This window comes from Pantoea sp. CS_6 (genome assembly GCF_041954745.1).
In the GTDB taxonomy this organism is placed as follows: Bacteria; Pseudomonadota; Gammaproteobacteria; order Enterobacterales; family Enterobacteriaceae; genus Pantoea; species Pantoea stewartii.
The window spans coordinates 100,902-120,887 of record NZ_JAVAYG010000010.1 but is presented as its reverse complement, the minus strand read 5'-3'; the positions used below and the strand labels follow the sequence as shown (position 1 = coordinate 120,887).

General features: G+C 55.8%; 18 protein-coding genes. 8 read left to right on the top strand and 10 right to left on the bottom strand.

Annotation, left to right across the window (positions count from 1 at the left end; genetic code table 11):
- Positions 1 to 67 precede the first annotated feature (67 nt).
- Positions 68 to 1,573, top strand: a complete 1,506-nt coding sequence (locus RAC90_RS15895; RefSeq protein WP_375124539.1) for a CoA-acylating methylmalonate-semialdehyde dehydrogenase — start codon at positions 68 to 70, stop codon at positions 1,571 to 1,573.
- 81 nt (positions 1,574 to 1,654) lie between these two features.
- Positions 1,655 to 2,473 carry a 5-deoxy-glucuronate isomerase gene (gene iolB, locus RAC90_RS15890; RefSeq protein WP_054632931.1) on the top strand — a complete coding sequence of 273 codons (819 nt, stop codon included), beginning with the start codon at positions 1,655 to 1,657 and terminating at the stop codon, positions 2,471 to 2,473.
- 171 nt (positions 2,474 to 2,644) lie between these two features.
- Here iolB and RAC90_RS15885 read toward each other — a convergent pair whose 3' ends face one another.
- From RAC90_RS15885 to iolD, 4 genes are all read right to left on the bottom strand, one after another.
- The gene (locus RAC90_RS15885) at positions 2,645 to 3,496 is read right to left on the bottom strand and encodes a MurR/RpiR family transcriptional regulator (protein ID WP_006121069.1); all 852 of its coding nucleotides are present in this window, start codon (positions 3,494 to 3,496) and stop codon (positions 2,645 to 2,647) included.
- Between the two features lie 208 nt (positions 3,497 to 3,704).
- Positions 3,705 to 4,601 (bottom strand): myo-inosose-2 dehydratase, encoded by an 897-nt coding sequence (gene iolE / locus RAC90_RS15880; protein WP_006121068.1) that lies wholly within the window; start codon positions 4,599 to 4,601, stop codon positions 3,705 to 3,707.
- Between the two features lie 27 nt (positions 4,602 to 4,628).
- On the bottom strand, positions 4,629 to 5,639 hold the full coding sequence (locus RAC90_RS15875; RefSeq protein WP_033738232.1) for a Gfo/Idh/MocA family protein: 1,011 nt from the start codon (positions 5,637 to 5,639) through the stop codon (positions 4,629 to 4,631).
- A 60-nt stretch (positions 5,640 to 5,699) separates the two neighbouring features.
- The gene (iolD, locus tag RAC90_RS15870; RefSeq protein WP_058701441.1) at positions 5,700 to 7,640 is read right to left on the bottom strand and encodes a 3D-(3,5/4)-trihydroxycyclohexane-1,2-dione acylhydrolase (decyclizing); all 1,941 of its coding nucleotides are present in this window, start codon (positions 7,638 to 7,640) and stop codon (positions 5,700 to 5,702) included.
- Positions 7,641 to 8,165: 525 nt separating this feature from the next.
- On the opposite strand from iolD, the gene iolC reads away from it, so the two are divergent.
- Positions 8,166 to 10,088 (top strand): 5-dehydro-2-deoxygluconokinase, encoded by a 1,923-nt coding sequence (gene iolC / locus RAC90_RS15865; RefSeq protein ID WP_375124538.1) that lies wholly within the window; start codon positions 8,166 to 8,168, stop codon positions 10,086 to 10,088.
- 92 nt (positions 10,089 to 10,180) lie between these two features.
- Here the strand turns inward: iolC and RAC90_RS15860 are convergent, their stop codons facing one another.
- Positions 10,181 to 10,735 carry a DcrB family lipoprotein gene (locus tag RAC90_RS15860; protein WP_054686863.1) on the bottom strand — a complete coding sequence of 185 codons (555 nt, stop codon included), beginning with the start codon at positions 10,733 to 10,735 and terminating at the stop codon, positions 10,181 to 10,183.
- 117 nt (positions 10,736 to 10,852) lie between these two features.
- Positions 10,853 to 11,518: a 7-cyano-7-deazaguanine/7-aminomethyl-7-deazaguanine transporter gene (locus RAC90_RS15855; RefSeq protein WP_039342735.1), complete on the bottom strand. Its 666-nt coding sequence runs from the start codon at positions 11,516 to 11,518 to the stop codon at positions 10,853 to 10,855.
- A 205-nt stretch (positions 11,519 to 11,723) separates the two neighbouring features.
- On the opposite strand from RAC90_RS15855, the gene tusA reads away from it, so the two are divergent.
- The gene (gene tusA / locus RAC90_RS15850; RefSeq protein WP_006121061.1) at positions 11,724 to 11,975 is read left to right on the top strand and encodes a sulfurtransferase TusA; all 252 of its coding nucleotides are present in this window, start codon (positions 11,724 to 11,726) and stop codon (positions 11,973 to 11,975) included.
- 24 nt (positions 11,976 to 11,999) lie between these two features.
- Here the strand turns inward: tusA and RAC90_RS15845 are convergent, their stop codons facing one another.
- Both RAC90_RS15845 and RAC90_RS15840 read right to left on the bottom strand, forming a co-directional pair.
- A complete protein-coding gene (locus RAC90_RS15845) occupies positions 12,000 to 14,288 on the bottom strand; it encodes a zinc/cadmium/mercury/lead-transporting ATPase (protein WP_375124537.1) in 2,289 nt (762 codons plus the stop codon).
- A gap of 87 nt (positions 14,289 to 14,375) precedes the next feature.
- Positions 14,376 to 15,005, bottom strand: a complete 630-nt coding sequence (locus tag RAC90_RS15840) for a lysoplasmalogenase (RefSeq protein ID WP_033738214.1) — start codon at positions 15,003 to 15,005, stop codon at positions 14,376 to 14,378.
- 152 nt (positions 15,006 to 15,157) lie between these two features.
- Between RAC90_RS15840 and RAC90_RS15835 the strand changes: the two genes are divergently transcribed.
- On the top strand, positions 15,158 to 15,514 hold the full coding sequence (locus tag RAC90_RS15835) for a DUF2500 domain-containing protein (RefSeq protein ID WP_033738213.1): 357 nt from the start codon (positions 15,158 to 15,160) through the stop codon (positions 15,512 to 15,514).
- 28 nt (positions 15,515 to 15,542) lie between these two features.
- Here RAC90_RS15835 and RAC90_RS15830 read toward each other — a convergent pair whose 3' ends face one another.
- On the bottom strand, positions 15,543 to 15,812 hold the full coding sequence (locus RAC90_RS15830) for a DUF1145 family protein (RefSeq protein WP_006121057.1): 270 nt from the start codon (positions 15,810 to 15,812) through the stop codon (positions 15,543 to 15,545).
- Positions 15,802 to 16,401, bottom strand: coding sequence for a 16S rRNA (guanine(966)-N(2))-methyltransferase (gene rsmD / locus RAC90_RS15825; protein ID WP_058701438.1), 600 nt, complete (start codon positions 16,399 to 16,401; stop codon positions 15,802 to 15,804). The genes RAC90_RS15830 and rsmD overlap by 11 nt, the downstream gene beginning before the upstream one ends.
- Before the next feature lie 233 nt (positions 16,402 to 16,634).
- Here rsmD and ftsY point away from each other — a divergent pair, with 233 nt between their 5' ends.
- Genes ftsY through ftsX form a run of 3 tightly spaced genes read left to right on the top strand, consistent with a single transcriptional unit; the run spans position 16,635 to position 19,883 of the window.
- A complete protein-coding gene (ftsY, locus tag RAC90_RS15820) occupies positions 16,635 to 18,236 on the top strand; it encodes a signal recognition particle-docking protein FtsY (protein WP_054632936.1) in 1,602 nt (533 codons plus the stop codon).
- A 5-nt stretch (positions 18,237 to 18,241) separates the two neighbouring features.
- Positions 18,242 to 18,910, top strand: a complete 669-nt coding sequence (ftsE, locus tag RAC90_RS15815; RefSeq protein ID WP_006121054.1) for a cell division ATP-binding protein FtsE — start codon at positions 18,242 to 18,244, stop codon at positions 18,908 to 18,910.
- Positions 18,900 to 19,883 (top strand): permease-like cell division protein FtsX, encoded by a 984-nt coding sequence (ftsX, locus tag RAC90_RS15810; protein ID WP_033738206.1) that lies wholly within the window; start codon positions 18,900 to 18,902, stop codon positions 19,881 to 19,883. The genes ftsE and ftsX overlap by 11 nt, the downstream gene beginning before the upstream one ends.
- Positions 19,884 to 19,986: the final 103 nt, after the last annotated feature.

Genomic DNA, 19,986 nt, shown 5'->3' with positions numbered 1-19,986 from the left:
CTGCCCAGCCAGCATGCCACTTCTGTGCTCTGCCCGCTGGAACCGTACATACCAAAGAGGCAACATCATGACTATCGTAGGAAATTTTATTGGCGGTCAAACCACATTCAGCGCCAGCAACGAAACCATTCCTGTGTTCGATCCGGCAACCGGCAAGGTTATCCGTGAGCTCACGCAAAGCAGCGCAGATGAAGTGGCTAAGGCGATTGATGTGGCACATGCGGCCTTTCCTGCCTGGTCAAAAACCTCCCCGCTGCGCCGCGCACGCATCATGTTCAATTTTAAAGCTCTGATGGAGCAGCACCGCGATGAACTGGCGGCGCTGATTGTGTCTGAGCATGGCAAAGTCTGGTCAGATGCGCTGGGTGAGCTGACGCGCGGTATCGAAGTCATCGAATTTGCCTGTGGTATTCCGCACCTGCTAAAAGGCGAGTATTCCCCGAATGTAGGCGGTGGCGTAGACAGTTACTCGCTGATGCAGCCGGTGGGCGTCGTGGCAGGGATTACGCCCTTCAACTTTCCGGCAATGGTGCCATTGTGGATGTTCCCGATTGCGTTGGCCTGCGGTAACACCTTTATTCTCAAGCCGCCTGCGCTGGATCCGTCAGCGTCGGTGCGCATGGCCGAGCTGTTGAAGGAGGCGGGCCTGCCGGATGGCGTATTTAATGTCGTGCACAGTTCCAATGACAATGCAGAACAGCTTTATAAAGATCCGCGTATTGCCGCCGTCAGCTTCGTTGGCTCATCCGGTGTGGCCGAGCATATTTACAAAACGGCCAGTGCGCACGGTAAGCGCGTTCAGGCTTTTGGCGCGGCAAAAAATCACGCCATCGTTATGCCAGACGCCGATTTGGACGCCACGGTAAACGCGATTATGGGCGGTGCGTTTGGCTCGGCGGGCGAGCGTTGCATGGCGCTGCCGGTTGTCGTTGCAGTGGGCAATGATACCGCCGATAAGCTCATTTCGCGCCTGACACCGCTGATCAACGCATTACGGGTTGGGCCGGGAATCCAGCAAGGCAGCGATGAAAATGAAATGGGGCCTGTGGTTTCTGCGGCACACCAGAAAAAAGTGCTGGGCTATATCGATCTGGGCGAGCAGGAAGGGGCGAAGCTGGTCGTTGATGGCCGCAACCACAAAGTCGCCGGTTTCGAAGAGGGCTACTACGTCGGCGGTACGCTGTTCGATAACGTTACCGCCGAGATGACCATCTGGCGTGAGGAAATTTTTGGTCCGGTGCTGAGCATTATGCGCGCGCCGGATTACGACAGTGCCCTGAAGCTGGTTAACAGCCACGAATTTGGTAACGGCAGCGCCATCTTTACCAGCAATGGCCATACCGCGCGGGAGTTTGTGCAGGATGTTGAGGCCGGAATGGTCGGCGTCAATGTGCCGGTGCCGGTGCCGATGGCCTTCCACAGTTTTGGGGGCTGGAAACGGTCAGTCTTTGGTGCGTTAAACGTGCACGGGCCAGACGGCGTGCGTTTTTACACCCGCATGAAAACCGCCACCGTGCGTTGGCCAGGCGGTCAGCAAACGGTGTCCGAATTCAGCATGCCAACGTTAGGCTAAATCACCTGCACCACTGACGCAGCGTTCCACACACAGGGGCGCGGGTTGTCAGGTGAAGGACCGCAAAACAGGAGGAGGCGAATGGCCTTACTTTCGAAGGTAAAACAGCCCGACAATAACGGCTGCATTCAGCAGGTGACGCCAGCGCGCGCCGGTTGGCGTTATGTCGGTTTTTCATCCTATCTGCTGAAAAAAGGGCAAACGCTCGACCTGAAAAGTGGCGACAGCGAACTTTGCCTGGTGCTGGTCGCGGGGCTGGCTTCCGTCACCACGCGCCACGCACGTTTCCCGAATATCGGCAAACGTCTGTCACCGTTTGAGCGCACGCCGCCTTATTCTGTGTATGTTCCTCATGATGATGACGTCAGGGTACAGGCTGAAAGCGATCTTGAGCTGGCGGTCTGCCAGGCACCCGGGCAGGGCGGCAAGCTGCCCGCTCGCCTGATTGCGCCGGAGGATGTTGGCGTTGAACGGCGGGGCAAAGGGCAAAATCAGCGCCTGGTGCATAATATTCTGCCGGACTCTCAACCGGCAGAGAGCCTGCTGGTCGTGGAAGTGTATACCGATGAGGGCAATACCAGCTCTTACCCGAGCCACAAACACGATCAGGAAAACAGCGAACACGAAACCTATCTGGAAGAAACCTATTACCACCGTTTTCAACCCGAGCAGGGGTTTGCCATGCAGCGCGTTTATACTGACGACCGTTCGCTGGATGAGTGCATGGCAGTGTATAACCGTGATGTGGTCATGGTGCCGCGCGGCTATCATCCTGTGGCGACGCTGGCAGGCTACGACAATTACTACCTTAACGTCATGGCGGGGCCGGTACGTTTGTGGAAGTTCAGTTGGGAGCACGATCACGCCTGGGTTAACAGCGACAGTTATCCGCGACGTTAATCCGTGGCGAGGACTGACAAGGCAGCGCTATTCGCTGCCTTTTTTATTGCGTGATGGTACCTTTAAGTTGACCAGAGAACGGTGTTCGGCGACAGGCTCTGTCTGTTACCTGACGAGGCCGTCTCTGATTGACCGGCGCAGGCTACGCCGCCCTGTCAGGTGGCGCGATCGTCAGGATGCGGGGGGCGTCCGGGCATTGTTCAGTGCCAGGGAAACCGCCAGCGTCTGAGCCAGACAGAGTGACGCCACCTGAGAGCGGAAACCGTCAACCTGGGCTTCCCGTACCACAAAGCAAACGTCGCTGAACGCGGCCAGAGGGCTCACCTGGCTGTCCGTAATCGCAATCAGGCGGGCACCGCGCCTGGCGCCCAGCTCAACCACTTCTACCGCTTCGCGGGCGTAAGGCGAACAGCTGATAGCAATCACCACGTCTTTCGGATTCACCAGCGTCAGCTGTTCAGTGAACATGCCGCCTAACCCGTCAATCAGAAAGGCGCGGCGCTCCAGATGGCGCAGGGCGTAAACCAGATAGGAGGCGACACTGAACGAGCGACGCAGGCCGATAACATAGACATTCTCGGCATCATTGAGTAACTGCACCGTTTTGTTCAACTGCTCCGGGCTCACCTGCATCGCCAGTTGCTGCAACGCCTGGCTGTTTACCATGGTGAAGACATTCAGAATTTCCGCCGGGCTTTCAGGCGCGTTCGCTGCGTCGTCTGCGGCGGTCTGGCGGAACAGGCGTGCCCGTTCGGTGTAGTTAACCGTCTCTTCCATCAGATGCTGACGAAAAATTTGTTTCATTTCGTTGAAGCCGCTAAAACCAAAGGCGTTGGCAAAGCGAATCAGGGTCGAAGGCGGCACATCGGCCTGCTGAGCAATAGACGCGACGGTATCAAAGGCGATGCTGTTACTGTTATCAAGAATATAACGAGCCACCTGCTTCAGACGCTTACTCAGCGTTTCATAACGGCGACGAATCTCGTCCTGCAGCAGTGAAAGTTGGGAAGGGTTATTGCTCATTACGTCGGCTCATGTGCGGAAAGCGTGGCTGGATAAGAATCGCTATGATACCAGATGGATGGAAAATTTCATTTGTTTGTTTTTCAGGCATAATTTATTTCATTGGTTTATGAAATGACTCACAGATTCGTCGTCAAACGGTGCGATCGGGCTGAAAAAAGGCTGCTCTGGGGCAGCCTTAGGCATATCGTCCTGCGTCAGGGTGAATTTACAGCCCGGTGTGCTCGCGAATATATTTTCGTGCCTTCACCGCATACTCAAATGGATTCGCCAGCGCGGGATCCTGCTCTGCCTCCACCACCATCCAGCCTTGATAGCCGTAATCATCAAGGATTTTAAACACGGGTTTAAAGTCGATCACGCCATCGCCCGGCACGGTAAAAGTGCCTTTTTTTACGCCGTCCAGGAAAGACAGATGCTGATCTCTGACTTCAGCGACGATGTCATCCCGCACATCTTTGAGGTGCACGTGGAAAATACGTGGCAAGTGGTTTTCCAGTACCGCCAGCATGGCCTGCTGTGAGCCTTCGGAATAGTAGATATGGCCGGTGTCGTAAAGTAAGCCGACAGTATCGTTCGTCATGGCCATAAAACGGTCAATTTCTGCTGGCGTCTGGATAGCGGTGCCCATGTGATGGTGCAGGCAGACGCGCATGCCTTTACGGGCGGCGATCGCGGCCAGTTCATTGTAGCCTTCCGCCGTGCGCTGCCATTCATCGTCGTTAAACACGGGCTTATCGTCCAGCACCGCCAGCGTCGTGCCTTGTATGCTCTTGCTTTGTTCAGAGCACCCAATCACCCGGGCGCCCATCTCGAAGAGGAAATTCATGTGCTCGGTGAATCCCTCAATCGTTTTCGCTTTGTCGCCCTGTGCAAAGAAGGTGCTGAACCAGGCGTTACAGATCTCAATACCGCGAATCTCCAGCATCGGTTTCAGAACCGCAGGATCGCGTGGGTATTTACTGCCGACTTCACTGCCGGTGAACCCGGCCAGCGCCATTTCACTGACCGTTTGCTGGAAGGTGTTTTCGCTGCCCAGTTCGGGCATATCATCATTCGTCCAGCCAATGGGCGCGATCGCCAGCTTAACCTTTTGATTGTTCATCAGTTACCTGCCTGAAGGCGAGAGGAGTCAGTTATAAAATGCCGGACGGGCGGGCATTTCAATGGGTTCGATCGCGCCGCTCTTCTGCGCTTTGATACAGGCGTCAGCAGCGACCGAGGCGGCAAAACCATCCCATGCGGAAGGACCGGTTAACTGGCCCGCTTTTACGTCGTTGATAAAGGCCTGCAGCTCAACGTCGTATGCCTCAATAAAGCGATCTTTCCAGTCGACCAGAATGGTATTGGACAGTTTGGCGTCTTTACGTAACTGTACCGATGACGGCTCGGGCAGCCTGGCGATACCTTCCTCGCCCACGACTTCGCACTGAATATCGTAGCCGTAGGTACAGTTCACAAAGATCTCCACATCAATGCGAATCCCTTTTTGCGTTTCAAACAGAACGATTTGCGGGTCTTTCAGGTGTGGACGGGCTTTAGAACTGACGCGCGGGAACACCACCTGCACGGTTTTATAGTCGTCGCGGGTCAGCCAGCGCAGGACATCCAGCTCGTGGATCAGCGTATTGGTAATCGCCATTTCGGTGTTGTAGTTTTCCGGCACCGTCGGGTTGCGGTGCGCGCAATGCAGCATCAGCGGCTCACCGATATCGCCATCGGTAATCACCTTTTTCAATGCCCGATAACCGGCATCGTAGGGGCGCATAAAGCCGACCTGTACGAGACGTTTGCCGTGTTTGATCTCGGCGTCCACGATACGACGACAGCCTTCAGCGCTCATCGCCAGCGGCTTCTCACAGAAGACCGGTTTGCCCGCCTCAATGGCAGCCAGCGTGAACGCTTCATGGGTCGGGTCCCAGGAGGTGACGAGCACGGCATCCACGTTGGGTGACTGAATGACGGCGAAGCCATCCTCGCATACGTCTGCATCACTGTTCAGACGTTGCAGCGCGGCTTTGGCGCCTTCCGCATTGATATCGGATACCGCAACCACTTTTGCCCCTTGTAAGACATTGTTGCAGCGGCGAATGTGCTCCTGACCAATCGCACCTGTTCCAATCACACCAAGTTTCAATGTCATAATTACACCTGTAGGGTTAAATCGGAGAGTAGAAACATGGGCCGTCAGACGGCCCGGAAATCAGTATTTACGGGCCTGAGCCAGATGCGTATTCAGCGTGTTCGCCACCTGTTGCGCGCGCGTCGAGTGGGCGGTTTGTGCCACACCAACGTGCCACCAGCTGAAGTAGTTGTGAATCATGGTCTTGGGCAGCACTTTGATATCAATCAGCGTGGAAACGCGCTGCGTTTTTGCGTCTTCCAGCGCGGCGGTAAGCTGCTCCAGCGTACTGACGCGATAGGTTTTGCAGCCATAACCGGCGGCAATGGCGGCAAAATCCACCGGAACCAGTCCGCCGTCGAGCTTGCCACCGTCCGGATTACGGAAACGGAACTCGGTAACAAAGCTGTCCATGCCGTGCCCCATTTGCAGGTTGTTAATGCAGCCATTGCTCATGTTATCCAGCAGGACCACATTGATTTTCGCCCCTTCCTGAAGGGAGGTCACCAGCTCGGAATGCAGCATCATGAACGAGCCATCGCCTACCAGGGCATAAACCTCTCGCTCAGGCTGCGCCAGTTTGACGCCCAGTGCCGCATTCACTTCGTACCCCATGCAGGAGTAACCATATTCAAGGTGATAGCCGTTATAACCCCGCGTACGCCAGGCGCGTTGCAGGTCGCCGGGCAGGCTGCCCGCAGCGCCCACGATCACGGCATCGGCAGGCAGGTGCTGATTCAGCGTGCCCACTACGCTGCTTTGTGTCAGCAGAGACTGCGTAAGGCGGTTAAATTCGGCATAGACGGCTTTTCGGTCAAGGTGATCGGTAATCTCAGGCTCAAAGGCGGTATCGTTGGGCGTGATGTGATAAACGCGCTGTGTCTCGTCTTCCAGCTGCTGCCGGGCCAGGGCAACCTGATCGCCCCAGTCGTTGGCATAGTGCTGTGAAACCAGTCCATGACTGAGCGCCAGCAGTGCTTCACGTGCGTCGGCCAGCAGCTGCACGCCATCAAGCTTATAACTGTCAAAGTTGCTGACGTTGACATTCAGAAAGCTCACATCAGGATGCTGGAAGATCCATTTCGACGAGGTGGTGAAATCGGTGTAGCGCGTTCCAATGCCTATCACCAGATCGGCCTCTTTTGCCAGCAGGTTGGCCGCCAGACAGCCGGTTTCACCCACGCCGCCGACGTTGAGAGGATGATCAGATAATAAGGTACCTTTTCCCGCCTGGGTTTCAGCAAACGGAATCTGATAGCGTTCGGCAAATGCACGCAGTGCCTCGCCTGCGCCGGAATATTTCACGCCCCCGCCGCAGATAATTAATGGCTTACGTTTACGGATGATGAGCTTCAGCGCATCTTCGAGCTGGGCAACGGTGGGTTGACGCCGATCCAGACGATGAACGCGTTTCTGGAAGAAATAATCCGGATAATCCCAGGCTTCACCCTGAACATCCTGCGGTAAAGAGAGCGTGACGGCACCCGTTTCAGCCGGATCGGTCAGGACGCGCATGGCGTTAATACAGGCGCTCATCAGTTGCTCCGGACGGCTGACGCGGTCCCAGTATTTACTGACGGCACGAAAGGCGTCGTTGGTGCTGATACTCAGATCCCAGGGCTGCTCAATCTGCTGCAGGACCGGATCGGGCTGGCGGGTGGCAAAGACGTCGCCAGGCAGGAGCAGAAGAGGAATTCGGTTTGCGGTGGCAGTGGCGGCGGCCGTCAGCATATTGGCGGCGCCGGGCCCTACGGACGACGTACAGGCGATAATCTGGCGGCGCAAAGACTGTTTGGCAAAGCCCGTTGCGGCGTGGGCCATCCCTTGTTCATTACGCCCCTGATAGACCACCAGATCGCCGCTGTCCTGCTCCAGCGCTTGTCCCAGTCCCAACACATTGCCATGACCGAAAATGGCGAAAATGCCTTTTACAAACTTTGTCTCTGTGCCGTCTACGTCAATGTATTGATTATCGAGAAACTTAACTAATGCCTGTGCGGTAGTCAGTTTGATGGTGGCCATAAACCTTCCTCAACGTGCTGGCAGTAGCAGAGTCCGGCACCGCGCTAAAAAGGCGTGACGTAACGGAAAAGGCTACCTGAAGAACTGAAATGTCAGAGGATTATAAACAAATGCATTTTTCATAAAATACGATTACAGAAGAAATATTTCATTTTGCGAGGGGGATCAAATTTACCCTTGCTGACAGGGCAGCGGGAAGCTATGCCATAAGCGTAACTGGAATGTTTAGTGAGAGTTACAAAGTTTTCGAGATTTCATTTCATCACGCAGAAAGATGCTGCAAAACGGGCAGGAGCGTCATGGCCCTGTCGCACCGGGCCCGCGAGGTCCCGTCCGGCAACGCCTGACTGACGTGTCGGGCATAACAGATTTTTAACTGCTTCACATAATCGCAGTGTAAGTTTCATTTTGAATTGAGTTTGGAATATTTGTTCCTCATACTGCGTTTATCGTTAACCAGACACCTTCAGACCCCACGCACAACCTGTCCGCAGTGTCTGCTCATCACAGAAGGAAACCAGAAGCATGCAGAGAGAACAGAAGCGTCTTGATGTGATTTGTATCGGACGCATTGCCGTCGACTTCTATGGTCAGCAAATTGGCGCGCGGCTGGAAGACACCACGTCTTTCGCGAAATATCTGGGCGGGTCATCAGGCAATGTCGCATACGGTACGGCGATTCAGGGGCTGAAATCCGCCATGCTGGCTCGTGTAGGCGATGAACATAATGGCCGTTTTCTGCGGGAAAGTTTGCAGCGGGTCGGCTGCAATACAGAAGCACTTATCACGGACAAAAAGCGGCTGACCGCTCTGGTCATCCTGGGCATTAAAGATGAAGACACTTTTCCGCTGATTTTTTACCGCGACAACTGCGCCGATATGGCCCTGGTGCCAGACGACATTAATGAAGACTTTATCGCTTCTTCTCGCTCGGTTGCGGTAACCGGCACGCATTTGTCGCACCCGCAGACGCGAGCGGCCGTGCTGAAAGCGCTGGAGTATGCCCGTAAGCATGGTCTGCGTACCGCGCTGGACATCGACTATCGCCCGGTATTGTGGGGCCTGACTTCACTGGGGGACGGGGAAACCCGGTTTATCGCCTCCTCTGAAGTCACCGCGCAACTGCAGCAGGTTATGCATTATTTCGATCTCATTGTCGGCACGGAAGAAGAGTTTCATATCGCAGGCGGCAGCACCGATACGCTGACCGCGCTGAAAAACGTGCGCACGGTGAGCAACGCAACGCTGGTCTGTAAGCGAGGAGCAATGGGATGCGTGGTATTTGAAGGCGCGATTCCAGGCAACTGGGCAGCGGTGAAACTTCACAGCGGCGTGCGTGTCGAGGTCCTGAATGTGCTGGGTGCAGGGGACGCGTTTATGTCCGGTCTGCTGCGCGGCTGGTTAAACGATGAAGGATGGGAACAGGCCTGCCGCTACGCAAACGCCTGTGGCGCGTTGGTGGTTTCGCGACACGGGTGCGCCCCTGCGATGCCCACCCGACAGGAGCTGGATGACTTTTTAAGCCGCGAACAGGACGTGAAACGCCCCGATCTGGATAGCCGTCTGACCCATCTGCACCGCGTCACATCGCGTCAACACGCCTGGCCGGAACTGAATATTTTCGCTTTTGATCACCGCAAACAGCTGGTAGAGATGGCTACGGAGGCTGGCGCGGACGTTTCGCGCATTCCGCAGTTGAAACTTTTGCTATTGCAGGCTGCGGAGCAGGCCGTGCAGCAAGCCGGCATTGAAAGTAAAAGCGGCATTCTGGCGGACACGACCTTCGGTCAGAAAACGCTGAATGCGATTACGGGTAAGAACCGATGGATTGGCCGACCCATTGAACTACCGGGGTCGCGTCCGTTACGCCTGGAACATGGCAGCATTGGTTCCCAGTTGATCGGCTGGCCAGCGGAGCATGTGGTAAAATGCCTGGTGTTTTATCATCCTCACGACAGTGCCGAACTGCGCGAGGAGCAGGACGCGCTGTTGCTGGAAGTGTGGAAAAGCTGTAACCAGAGCGGTCATGAGTTACTGCTGGAAGTGATCCTGCCTGACAGCCAGCCAGACCACAATGAAGCGCATTTTCTGAAGATGCTGAACCACTTTTATGCGCTTGGCATCAAGCCTGACTGGTGGAAGCTCCCACCCCTGTCTCCGGCAAGCTGGCGTGACATAGGTGCCTTGATCGAACAGCAGGATCCTTACTGTCGTGGCATTTTATTACTGGGACTTGATGCGCCAGAAGCCACGCTTAAAGCGGGGTTTGCCGCGGCGGCGCAGGCCCCGTGGGTAAAAGGGTTTGCGGTGGGGCGCACAATCTTTGCACAGCCCTCGCGCCAGTGGTTGCAGGGTGAAATACGTGACGACGCACTGGTGGCGGCGGTAAAAGAGAACTACCTGCGGCTGATTGATTACTGGCGTCAGGCGCGCGAACAGTGTGTCTAAAGCAGAAGGGATGAGTGATAACTGAGCCATGCGGCAGAATGATCATTGCATGGCTCAGTATTAACGCGCGGTGGTGTGGTGTGCCCTTGCCGTTATTTCAGGGTAATGCTTTTCACCACGGTTTCAGCATCGCTTTGGGCCTGCTGTTGATTGTTCCCGGGCAGTGTAATCTGCATCGTCATCAGCTTACCATCGACTTTGGCCAGAACAACCGAGGACCAGGAGGTCTGGTTGTTTGCTGAGATGACGGTATCCAGCTGCTGTGCCGGCTCACCGCCCAGCGTGACCGCTTTATTGGAGACAACCTGAAGCTGGGGATCGCGATTACGCTGCTGTTGTTCCATGCGTTGCGCTAACACATCCAGGGCCTCATTCGTCGGCTCACCGGCAATGACGATAATCGCCCGCGCACCGCTTTCATCAGCATAAACGTGCATGTTGGTACTCTGAGAACCCAGTTTACCGCTCTTATCTGACAGGCCAGGTGGCAGTGTAAAACGTAATTTACCGTCCATCAGCGCCACGGTTTGTGCAGACTGACTGGCAGATGCGCCATTATCGTTTGCTGCTTCATCTTTCTTTTGATCGCAGGCGGCAAGGCCGAGTACCAGCAAACCAATTCCCGCATATTTCACTAAATTACGCATCAGAATCCCTTTTTAACATTCCACGAAGGCGTTTATACAACAGGAATCAGGTTGCAAACGCAACCTGAGTATTGTCAGGAGATTTTAGCGGATTGTCAGGAAAGGCTGTATTGCCGGTTAGCCGAAATGTATCTGCGGCTGGGCCTGGCGTTCGGCCAGGCGTTTGAGCGCAGCGTTGAGTAAAACACCATAGGCAGGCAAAAAGAAAATCATACAAATCAGCACTTTGAAACTGTAATCGACCAGAGCGATTTCTACCCAGTGCTGTGCCATAAACGGATCGGAGCTTTTGTAGAAGGCAATGAAAAAGAAGGCCAGCGTATCGCTGATGTTGCCTAAAAACATGGCACAGCCTGGCGCCACCCACCACTGCGGCAAGCGACGCAGGCGGTTGAAAACGTGCACATCCAGAATCTGGCCCAATGCGTAAGCCATAAAGCTGGCGCAGGCGATACGGGCGACAAACAGGTTTACCTGTTGCAGCGCCTGCCAGCCTTGCCATTCGCCCTGGTAAAACAGGCTGGAAATCGCGTAAGAGATAAACAGGGCCGGCACCATCACCGCCAGAATAATGCGGCGTGCAAGCGGCGCACCAAAGATGCGCACGGTCAGATCAGTGGCCAGGAAAATAAACGGAAAGCTAAAGGCGCCCCAGGTGGTATGAAAACCGAAAAGGGAAACAGGCAACTGCACCAGATAATTGCTGGAAGTGATCACCAGCAGATGAAACAGGGACAACCAGACGAGCGCATGAGCGCGCTGACGCGGGGTAAATGCGAGCATAGTAAGCCTTTTTAGTGGTGGGGTGAGGGAACCCAGTGCAGGCAACTGAACATTCAGTGCGCTGCAGTTGTATGAACAAAAAACGGCCGCATCTTACCCTGTTGTGCTATTAATGCAATGGCTAATTTTAACGCAATCGTTACCGCCTTGCGTCAAAGGGCGGACGCGCTAGAATAAGCGCCCGTTAACTGAAATCGAGACCGTCATGAGTGATGCATTTTCTTCCGCCGACCATCAACTGGATGCTCAGGGCCTGCGTTGTCCCGAGCCGGTCATGATGGTACGTAAAACGGTGCGCGGCATGCAGGACGGTGAAACGCTGCTGATTATCGCGGACGATCCGGCAACCACGCGGGATATCCCCGGTTTTTGCCGGTTTATGGAGCATCAGCTACTGGCCGAACAAACCGACACGCTGCCTTACCAGTTTTTGATTCAGAAAGGGATGGGAGAATAACGGCGGCAGTGAGCCGCCGTCAGGTTATGCATCCCGCGTGCGTAACAGCCGCAACGCGTTTGCCGTGACCAGTGCGGTGGCACCGGAATCAGCCAGCACCGCCAGCCACAATCCCGTTAACCCCGCCAGCGTCGTCACCAGGAACAGCGCCTTCAGCCCCAGCGCAATACCAATATTCTGACGGATAATCGCCCGGGTGCGGCGCGCCAGAGCAATCATCGGGGCCAGGTTACTGAGCTGATTGCGCGTCAGGGCGGCATCCGCCGTTTCCAGCGCGACATCCGTCCCACTGCCCATCGCAATACCCAGCGTGGCGGCCTTCATGGCTGGCGCATCGTTGATACCGTCGCCCACCATCGCCACCACCTGCTGCTCACTGAGCTGACGAACCGCCTCCACCTTACCGGCTGGCAACAGGCTGGCATGCCAGGCGATGCCTAAAGGTTGGGCGACGACAGCGGCCGCCCGCGGGTTATCACCTGTCAGCATGAGGCTGTTGATGCCAAGCGCTTTTAAGGCCTGCAAGGCGGCGGGGGTTTCGCTGCGCAGCTTATCCCGTAAGGCCAGCGCCCCCAGCACCTCGCCATTACGCAGCACCATCACAAGGGTTTCGCCCTGGGCTTCCTGCTCATGCACCATTGCCTGGTGCGCCGGGCTCAGGCTGCTGACGTACGACGGTGCCAGCAACGTTATACGCTGGCCGTCCACTTCAGCCTGAATACCGCTTCCCGCCAGTGCCTGCTGTTGAGTGGCAGACGGAAGCGGCAGTGCCCTGGACTGTGCGGCTGCCACAATCGCCGTTGCCAGTGGATGGGTAGAACCTTGTTCCACCGCGGCACCTAATTGCAGAATCGCGTCTTCGTTAGCCTCGCCGAACGGCAAAATTCGCGTCAACTGCGGCCGGCCTTCTGTCAGCGTACCCGTTTTATCGAACGCGATCGTCTGCACTGTGCTCAGCCGTTCCAGGGCCGCGCCTCCTTTAATCAGCGCACCACGGCGGGCGGCGGCGGCCAGTCCGGACGTGATGGCGGCGGGCGTGGAGATCACCAGCGCACAGGGACAGCCGATCAACAGCAGCGTCAGGCCTTTATAAACCCAGGGCAGCCAGGCACCCGCGCCAAACAGGGGCGGCAGCACCATCACCAGCAGGGCCAGCAGCATGATGGCTGGCGTATAAATCCGGCTAAAGTTATCGATAAAACGTTCTACCGGAGCACGATGACTTTCGGCTTCCTCAATCAACTGCAAAATGCGGTCAATGGCACTTTCGCCAGGCCTGGAAACCACCTCCAGTTCCACCAGACGATCAACGCTGGTCGCACCCGCCAGTATTTTTTCGCCACGCTGACGCAGCACCGGTACCGACTCGCCCGTCAGCGCGCTCTCATCGAAACTGGCGCTTTCCGCCAGTAAGCAGCCGTCGACCGGCAAACGGTCACCGGCGGCGATTACGATCCGGTCGCCAGGCTGCAACGCGGACAGGGGCACCTCACTACGGGTGCCATTTTGCAGGCGCACAGCGAACTCGGGACGCAACGCCATCAGCTGGCTTACCCCACTGCGCGCGCGGGTTGCGGCATAGGCTTCCAGTTTTTCGCCCAACAGGAACAGCAGCAGAACCATGGCGGCTTCCGCATGCGCACCAATTAATAACGCACCTGCCGACGCCAGGGTCATCAGAGTTTCAATGGTAAAGGCAGAGCCGGTTCGCAGACGTTGCCACGACTTACGCGCGACCGGCACCAGCCCGACCAGCGTCGTCAGAATAAATAACCGGTCGCCCCAAACGGCATTCACCTGCGTAAGCGCAGCGCTGGCTACCATGAGCGCAGCAAGCAGTAAAAGCGGGAAACGGGCACGCCAGGGCGATGGCGCAGGCGCAGAAACAGAGGTTGAGGAGAGATGAAAACCTGCTTTTACCACGGCGTCTTCTATTGCAGACTGAACCGGGGCGCGGGCATTAACGACAAGTTTTTCACTGGAAAAGACGACGCGGGCCTGCAGGACGTCAGGGAGTTGGCGAACGGCGGTTTCGATTGCGCGGGCACAACTGGGGCAGTCCATACCGCTAACCTGCCAGCTGAACTGAAAAGCATCAGAGGATCGTCGTCGGTCACCTTCGTCACTGGCTTCGCCGGCAGACGCGGCAGAGCAGCTACAGTCGCCGCCGCAGCTGGTGCTCTCTGTCGTTTCAGGAGAGGCCGCAGTAATGGATAAGGTGCCCGGACGAACAGGGCGAATGGCACAAAGTGGTTTTGCGGCTCGATGAGTATTGCGTGGCTTACCGCAGCCACAAGCATGATGTTGATGCATATAACCTCCGGAAGACGTGGGCGACGTGCCCACGGCTTATCTTACACCCAGAGGTTTAACCCAACGCCAGCATTATTGTGCCTTTTTTCAGTAGATCCACAGGGAGCGGACGATCATAAAGTGACCGGCAAAGTAGCAGGCCGCGACAATCGCGCTGTCGGCGCTGAAACGGCGGCGATAATGGCTGATAAACCACACGATATTGGCCAGCAGCAGCAGGGCAGAGCCAACCAGAATTGAGAAGCTGTAATCGCTGGGGCGGAAGACATATTGTTCAGTAGCCATCCAGTTCATGACCAGCGTCATGCCGATCAGCGTACAGACGGGCCAGCGCAGCGTTTCCAGCTTACTCCACAGCACACCAATCACAACCACCCCGATGATCAGAAACGTTAGTGGGATGGGCCAGTAAAATGTCATCGTCATATTGGCCGCAAAACACAGCGTGTACAGCAGATGCGACAGGAAAAACGCGCCCAGCGCATAAAGCATTTGTTGCCGCGGGAGCAGCGTCAGCGTGTCGCCGATGAGCGTGGCGACTAACCCAGCCACAATCAGGTAATCAGATGTATTGCGTGTGGGGGCCTGCCAGGCCAGACCGACTAACAGGAGCAACGTAACAGGTTTAAATAACCAGCGTTGCCATTGCGGGCCCCGGTAAGAGGCATCAACGTACAGCCAGCCGGAGAAAAGTACAGCGAGAAAGGACCAGAGCATTGCTTCTCCCTTTTTACCAAAATGGTGACAGTTCCTGAAACACTCCTGTCAGTCTAGGTTATGCCAGCGCGATGTGACAATCGGTCAACTCTGGTTGTATGCTTTATCGCGCAATGCAAGACGATCTGAGACCGGATAAACGCTGAGGAAAGATGAAACCACCGCTACTTTTTATTATCGTCGTGGCCATTATTGCCGTACTCGCGACACGCCAGTTCATCAAACAGCGGCGCGAGGCAGCCGTCAACGATGCCTCGCCGGTACGCACCGTCGCGGTTGAGGTCAAAACCAAACGTGAGTTTTCGGTATCCAGTCGCCGCTCACGTGAGCGCGAAGTGATCGCCGGAGACGAAATGCGCTATGAGGCCTGGTTTCATCCGCTCAATGGCGAAAGCGATATTAAGATGCGCGTTAATGAAAGCGACTACCACCTGATGGACAAGGGCACGAAAGGCGAGCTGACACTTCAGGGCACGCGTTTTATCCGCTTCACGCCTGCCGGAAACTGACGGCGAGCGTGACGCCCGCCGTTATCCTTTATTTACGTGGGAAATTTTTTTTCTGCCACGCAACCAGTTCGAACACGCCAAACAAAAAGACTTTGATCTGGGTAGCGCGATCGAGCGGTGGTGCATCTTTGCCCTGCGTCGTGCGCAGCAGGACTAACTGCAGGCCGTGCATCAGGATCATAAATATCAAGGCCACATTGATGAACCAGGTCAGGGGCTTCGGATACGGATGAATCAGGTTAAACAGTAAAAAACCCCATACGCACAGCATCAGCAGGCGTCCTAAATTAAGTAACATCATGCGTCTCCTGTTGGCGCTGATATAAACGATAGGCCACCTGGCCCGCAATTTTTTCGCGATGTAAATCCCAGTGAACCGGCACCGGCGGTGGGCCGTTTTCCACTTCGCTTTCAACGTAGACGAGTGCATCCGCTGTCAGCCAGTTATTTTTTTCCAGCAGTTGCAGGGTTTGCTCCAGCAAACCCTGCCGAAACGGAGGATCGACAAACACGATACCAAAGGGATGGCCATCCTGCGCCAGCCAGCTCAGGGTGTTGGTTTGTACGACGTTGCCGTTTGAGGCCTGCAATGTCTGAAGGTTTTTGCTCAGCTGTTGCGCCACCGGGCGCTCCAGCTCAAGCAGCGTCGCCGACGCGGCATAGCGTGAGAGCGCTTCCAGCCCCAGTGCGCCACTTCCGGCAAAGCAATCCAGGCAGTCAGCCTGCTGCAGGTGGGGTGCCAGCCAGTTAAACAGGGTTTCTCGCACCCTGTCGGTGGTGGGACGAAGACCCGCGCTGTCTGGCACCGGTAATTTGCGGCCGCGCCACTGTCCGCCAATAATGCGGATTTGGCCCGTACCACCTGTTTTACGGGGAGGTTTTATCATCTTGCTCACAAATCGTCATAATTTGTTGCGTAGTTTAACGGGCGAAACGATGAGAAGAAACGTTAAAAAAGGGTGCTGTGGTGAGCTGCCAGGAAAGTGTTAGACTACGACGCTGCTGATGTTATGCATAATTCTGCGGTTTAACGCCACTTTGGCGTTTATCACCAATACTGTTTTTAACCCTGGGAACATTGTGCTACCGGGATGAAGCCATCGAGGAGTGTGGTTACACAATGGCAAAAGAGAAGAAACGAGGCTTTTTTTCCTGGCTGGGATTTGGCAAAGAAGAAGAGAAACAACCCTTAACGGATGCGCAGACGGCACAACCGGAAGCCCAGCAGCCAGAACAGGAAGCCCCGGCACGCAGTCAGGCGGAAACCGCTGAACAGGAACGCGGTGCCGCACCTGAAAACCGTGTTGAACAGCAACAGGAAAGTGATGCAGCTACGTCTGAAGACGTACCGGTTACCGCCCGTGTAGCCGGGCCTGAAACGGCGGTTGATCCGCATACCGGTATGATCACGCCCGTTGAGCCTGCCGATGACGTCAACGATGAGGAACTGACTGCGCTGCCGTCAGCGGAGGTTGAGCTTGCCTCATCCGCGCCTGAACAGGCACCTGTGGCGGACGATGCGCCGCTGAGCGACGATGAGCTGGCCGCGCTGGCGCTGGCGGATGCCGACGTGACAGATATCGCGCCGCACGACGCTGCCATCGCTGAAACTGAACAGGCGGACGATGCGCCGTTGAGTGACGAAGAACTGGCTGCGCTGGCACTGGGAGACGCGGACGTCGTTAACGTTGAAACTGTCGGGCACGATGCCGGGGCGACAGCGCCAGACGACACGGTCAGCGATCTTCCGTTAGCCGCCGCACCGCTGGTAGCGCACGAGCAGGAACAGGAGCGCCCCACCAAAGAGGGATTCTTTGCCCGCCTGAAGCGCAGCCTGGTGAAGACCCGCCAGAACCTGGGATCGGGTTTTATCAGCCTGTTCCGTGGCAAGAAAATCGACGATGACCTGTTCGAAGAACTGGAAGAACAACTGCTGATTGCCGACGTGGGTGTGGAAACGACGCGGCGCATTATTACCAGCCTGACGCAGCATGCTGACCGTAAGCAACTGCGCGATGCGGAAGCGCTTTATGGCCTGCTGAAAAGCGAAATGGCGGCGATCCTGGCGAAAGTCGATGAACCGCTGAATGTCGAAGGTAAAACCCCGTTTGTCATCTTAATGGTCGGCGTGAACGGCGTGGGTAAAACCACCACCATCGGCAAGCTGGCACGTCAGTATCAGGCAGAAGGTAAATCTGTGATGCTGGCGGCGGGCGATACGTTCCGTGCGGCCGCTGTTGAACAGCTTCAGGTCTGGGGCCAGCGCAACAACATTCCCGTTGTCGCGCAGCATACCGGCGCGGATTCTGCCTCGGTGATTTTCGATGCCATCCAGGCGGCCAAATCACGTGGCGTTGACGTGTTGATCGCGGATACCGCAGGGCGCTTGCAAAATAAATCGCACCTGATGGAAGAGCTGAAGAAAATTACCCGTGTGATGAAGAAGCTGGATGAGCAGGCGCCACATGAAGTCATGCTGACCCTGGATGCCAGTACCGGGCAAAATGCCATCAGCCAGGCCAAACTGTTCCATGAAGCGGTAGGGCTGAGCGGCATTACACTGACTAAACTGGATGGGACAGCCAAAGGTGGCGTGATTTTCTCGGTCGCCGATCAGTTTGGCATCCCTATCCGTTATATCGGTGTCGGAGAAGGCATCGACGATTTACGGCCCTTCAAGGCCGAGGATTTTATTGAGGCACTGTTTGCCCGAGAGGACTAATTAGGATGATTCGCTTTGAAGAGGTCAGTAAGGCATATCTCGGCGGACGTCAGGCGCTGCAGGGCGTAGATTTTAATCTGCGTCCTGGCGAAATGGCGTTTTTGACCGGCCACTCCGGGGCAGGTAAGAGTACGTTGCTGAAGCTGATTTGTGGCATTGAGCGCCCCAGCGCCGGGCAAATCTGGTTTAGCGGACACGATATTTCGCGCCTACGTAACAGCGAAGTGCCGTTCCTGCGTCGTCAGATCGGGATGATCTTTCAGGATCACCATCTGCTGATGGATCGTAGCGTTTATGACAATGTGGCCATCCCGTTGATCATCTCCGGTGCCAGCGGCGAGGATATCCGTCGTCGTGTTTCGGCGGCGCTCGATAAAGTGGGCCTGCTCGACAAAGCAAAAAGTTTTCCTATTCAGCTCTCCGGCGGTGAACAGCAACGTGTCGGTATTGCCCGTGCCGTCGTGAATAAGCCCGCCGTTCTGCTGGCTGACGAACCAACGGGTAACCTGGATGAGGCGCTGTCAGAAGACATCCTGCGCCTGTTTGAAGAGTTTAACCGCGTAGGTGTGACCGTTTTGATGGCGACGCATGATGTTGCCCTTATTGGTCGCCGCAATTATCGGGTAATGACGCTGAATAAAGGACGCCTGCACGGAGGCCACGATGGTCAATAAACGCAACAAACGCGCGGCAGCCCCGAAGGCGAAGCAACCGTCAAAGAGTAAAGCGTTACGCGGTGGCTGGCAGGAACAGTGGCGCTACGCGCTACGCGGTACGCTGTCAGATATGTGGCGTCAGCCGCTGGCGACGTTGCTGACAGTGATGGTGATTGCGATTTCCCTGACGCTGCCCAGCGTCTGCTATATGGTGTGGAAAAACGTCAGTCAGGCGGCTTCGCAGTGGTATCCCGCGCCGCAGCTGACGGTGTATCTCTCAAAAACGCTGGATGATACGGCTGCTGAGAATGTGACCGCGCAACTGAAACAGGTTGAGGGCGTGGATCACGTTAACTATCTGACGCGTGAAGAAGCCCTGAATGAATTCCGCAACTGGTCAGGCTTCGGCGGCGCGATGGACATGCTGGAACAGAATCCGCTGCCTGCTGTCGTTATCATTACGCCAAAGCTCAACTTCCAGAATTCGGACACCATGCAAACGTTACGCGACAGAGTGGCGAAAGTGCAGGGCGTCGATGAGGTACGGATGGATGACAGCTGGTTTGCCCGTCTGGCGGCGCTGACCGGCCTGGTCGGTCAAATTGCGTCGATGATCGGTATCCTGATGATCGTGGCGGTCTTCCTCGTGATTGGTAACAGCGTCAGGCTGAGTATTTTTGCCCGCCGCGATACGATCAACGTTCAGAAGCTGATCGGGGCAACGGATGGATTTATCCTGCGGCCGTTCCTGTATGGTGGCGCGTTACTGGGGTTTAGTGGCGCGGTACTTTCCCTGATCCTGTCTGAAGTGCTGGTGCTGCGCCTGCAGTCTGTTGTGGCTCAGGTGGCGTCGGTATTTGGCACCACCTTCTCTCTGGAAGGGTTTTCCTGGGATGAGGCGTTACTGCTGTTGCTCATCGCCGCCATTATCGGCTGGATTGCCGCCTGGCTGGCAACCGTACAACATTTACGTCGATTTACGCCCCAGTAAAGCGCTGCAACATTTTTTTGTTATAATCATCCTCTGCTGCCGACAGTGGGCGCAGAGGATGTTGCCCTGCTGTCATCTGTGTGTAAAATATTCACTGCTATAA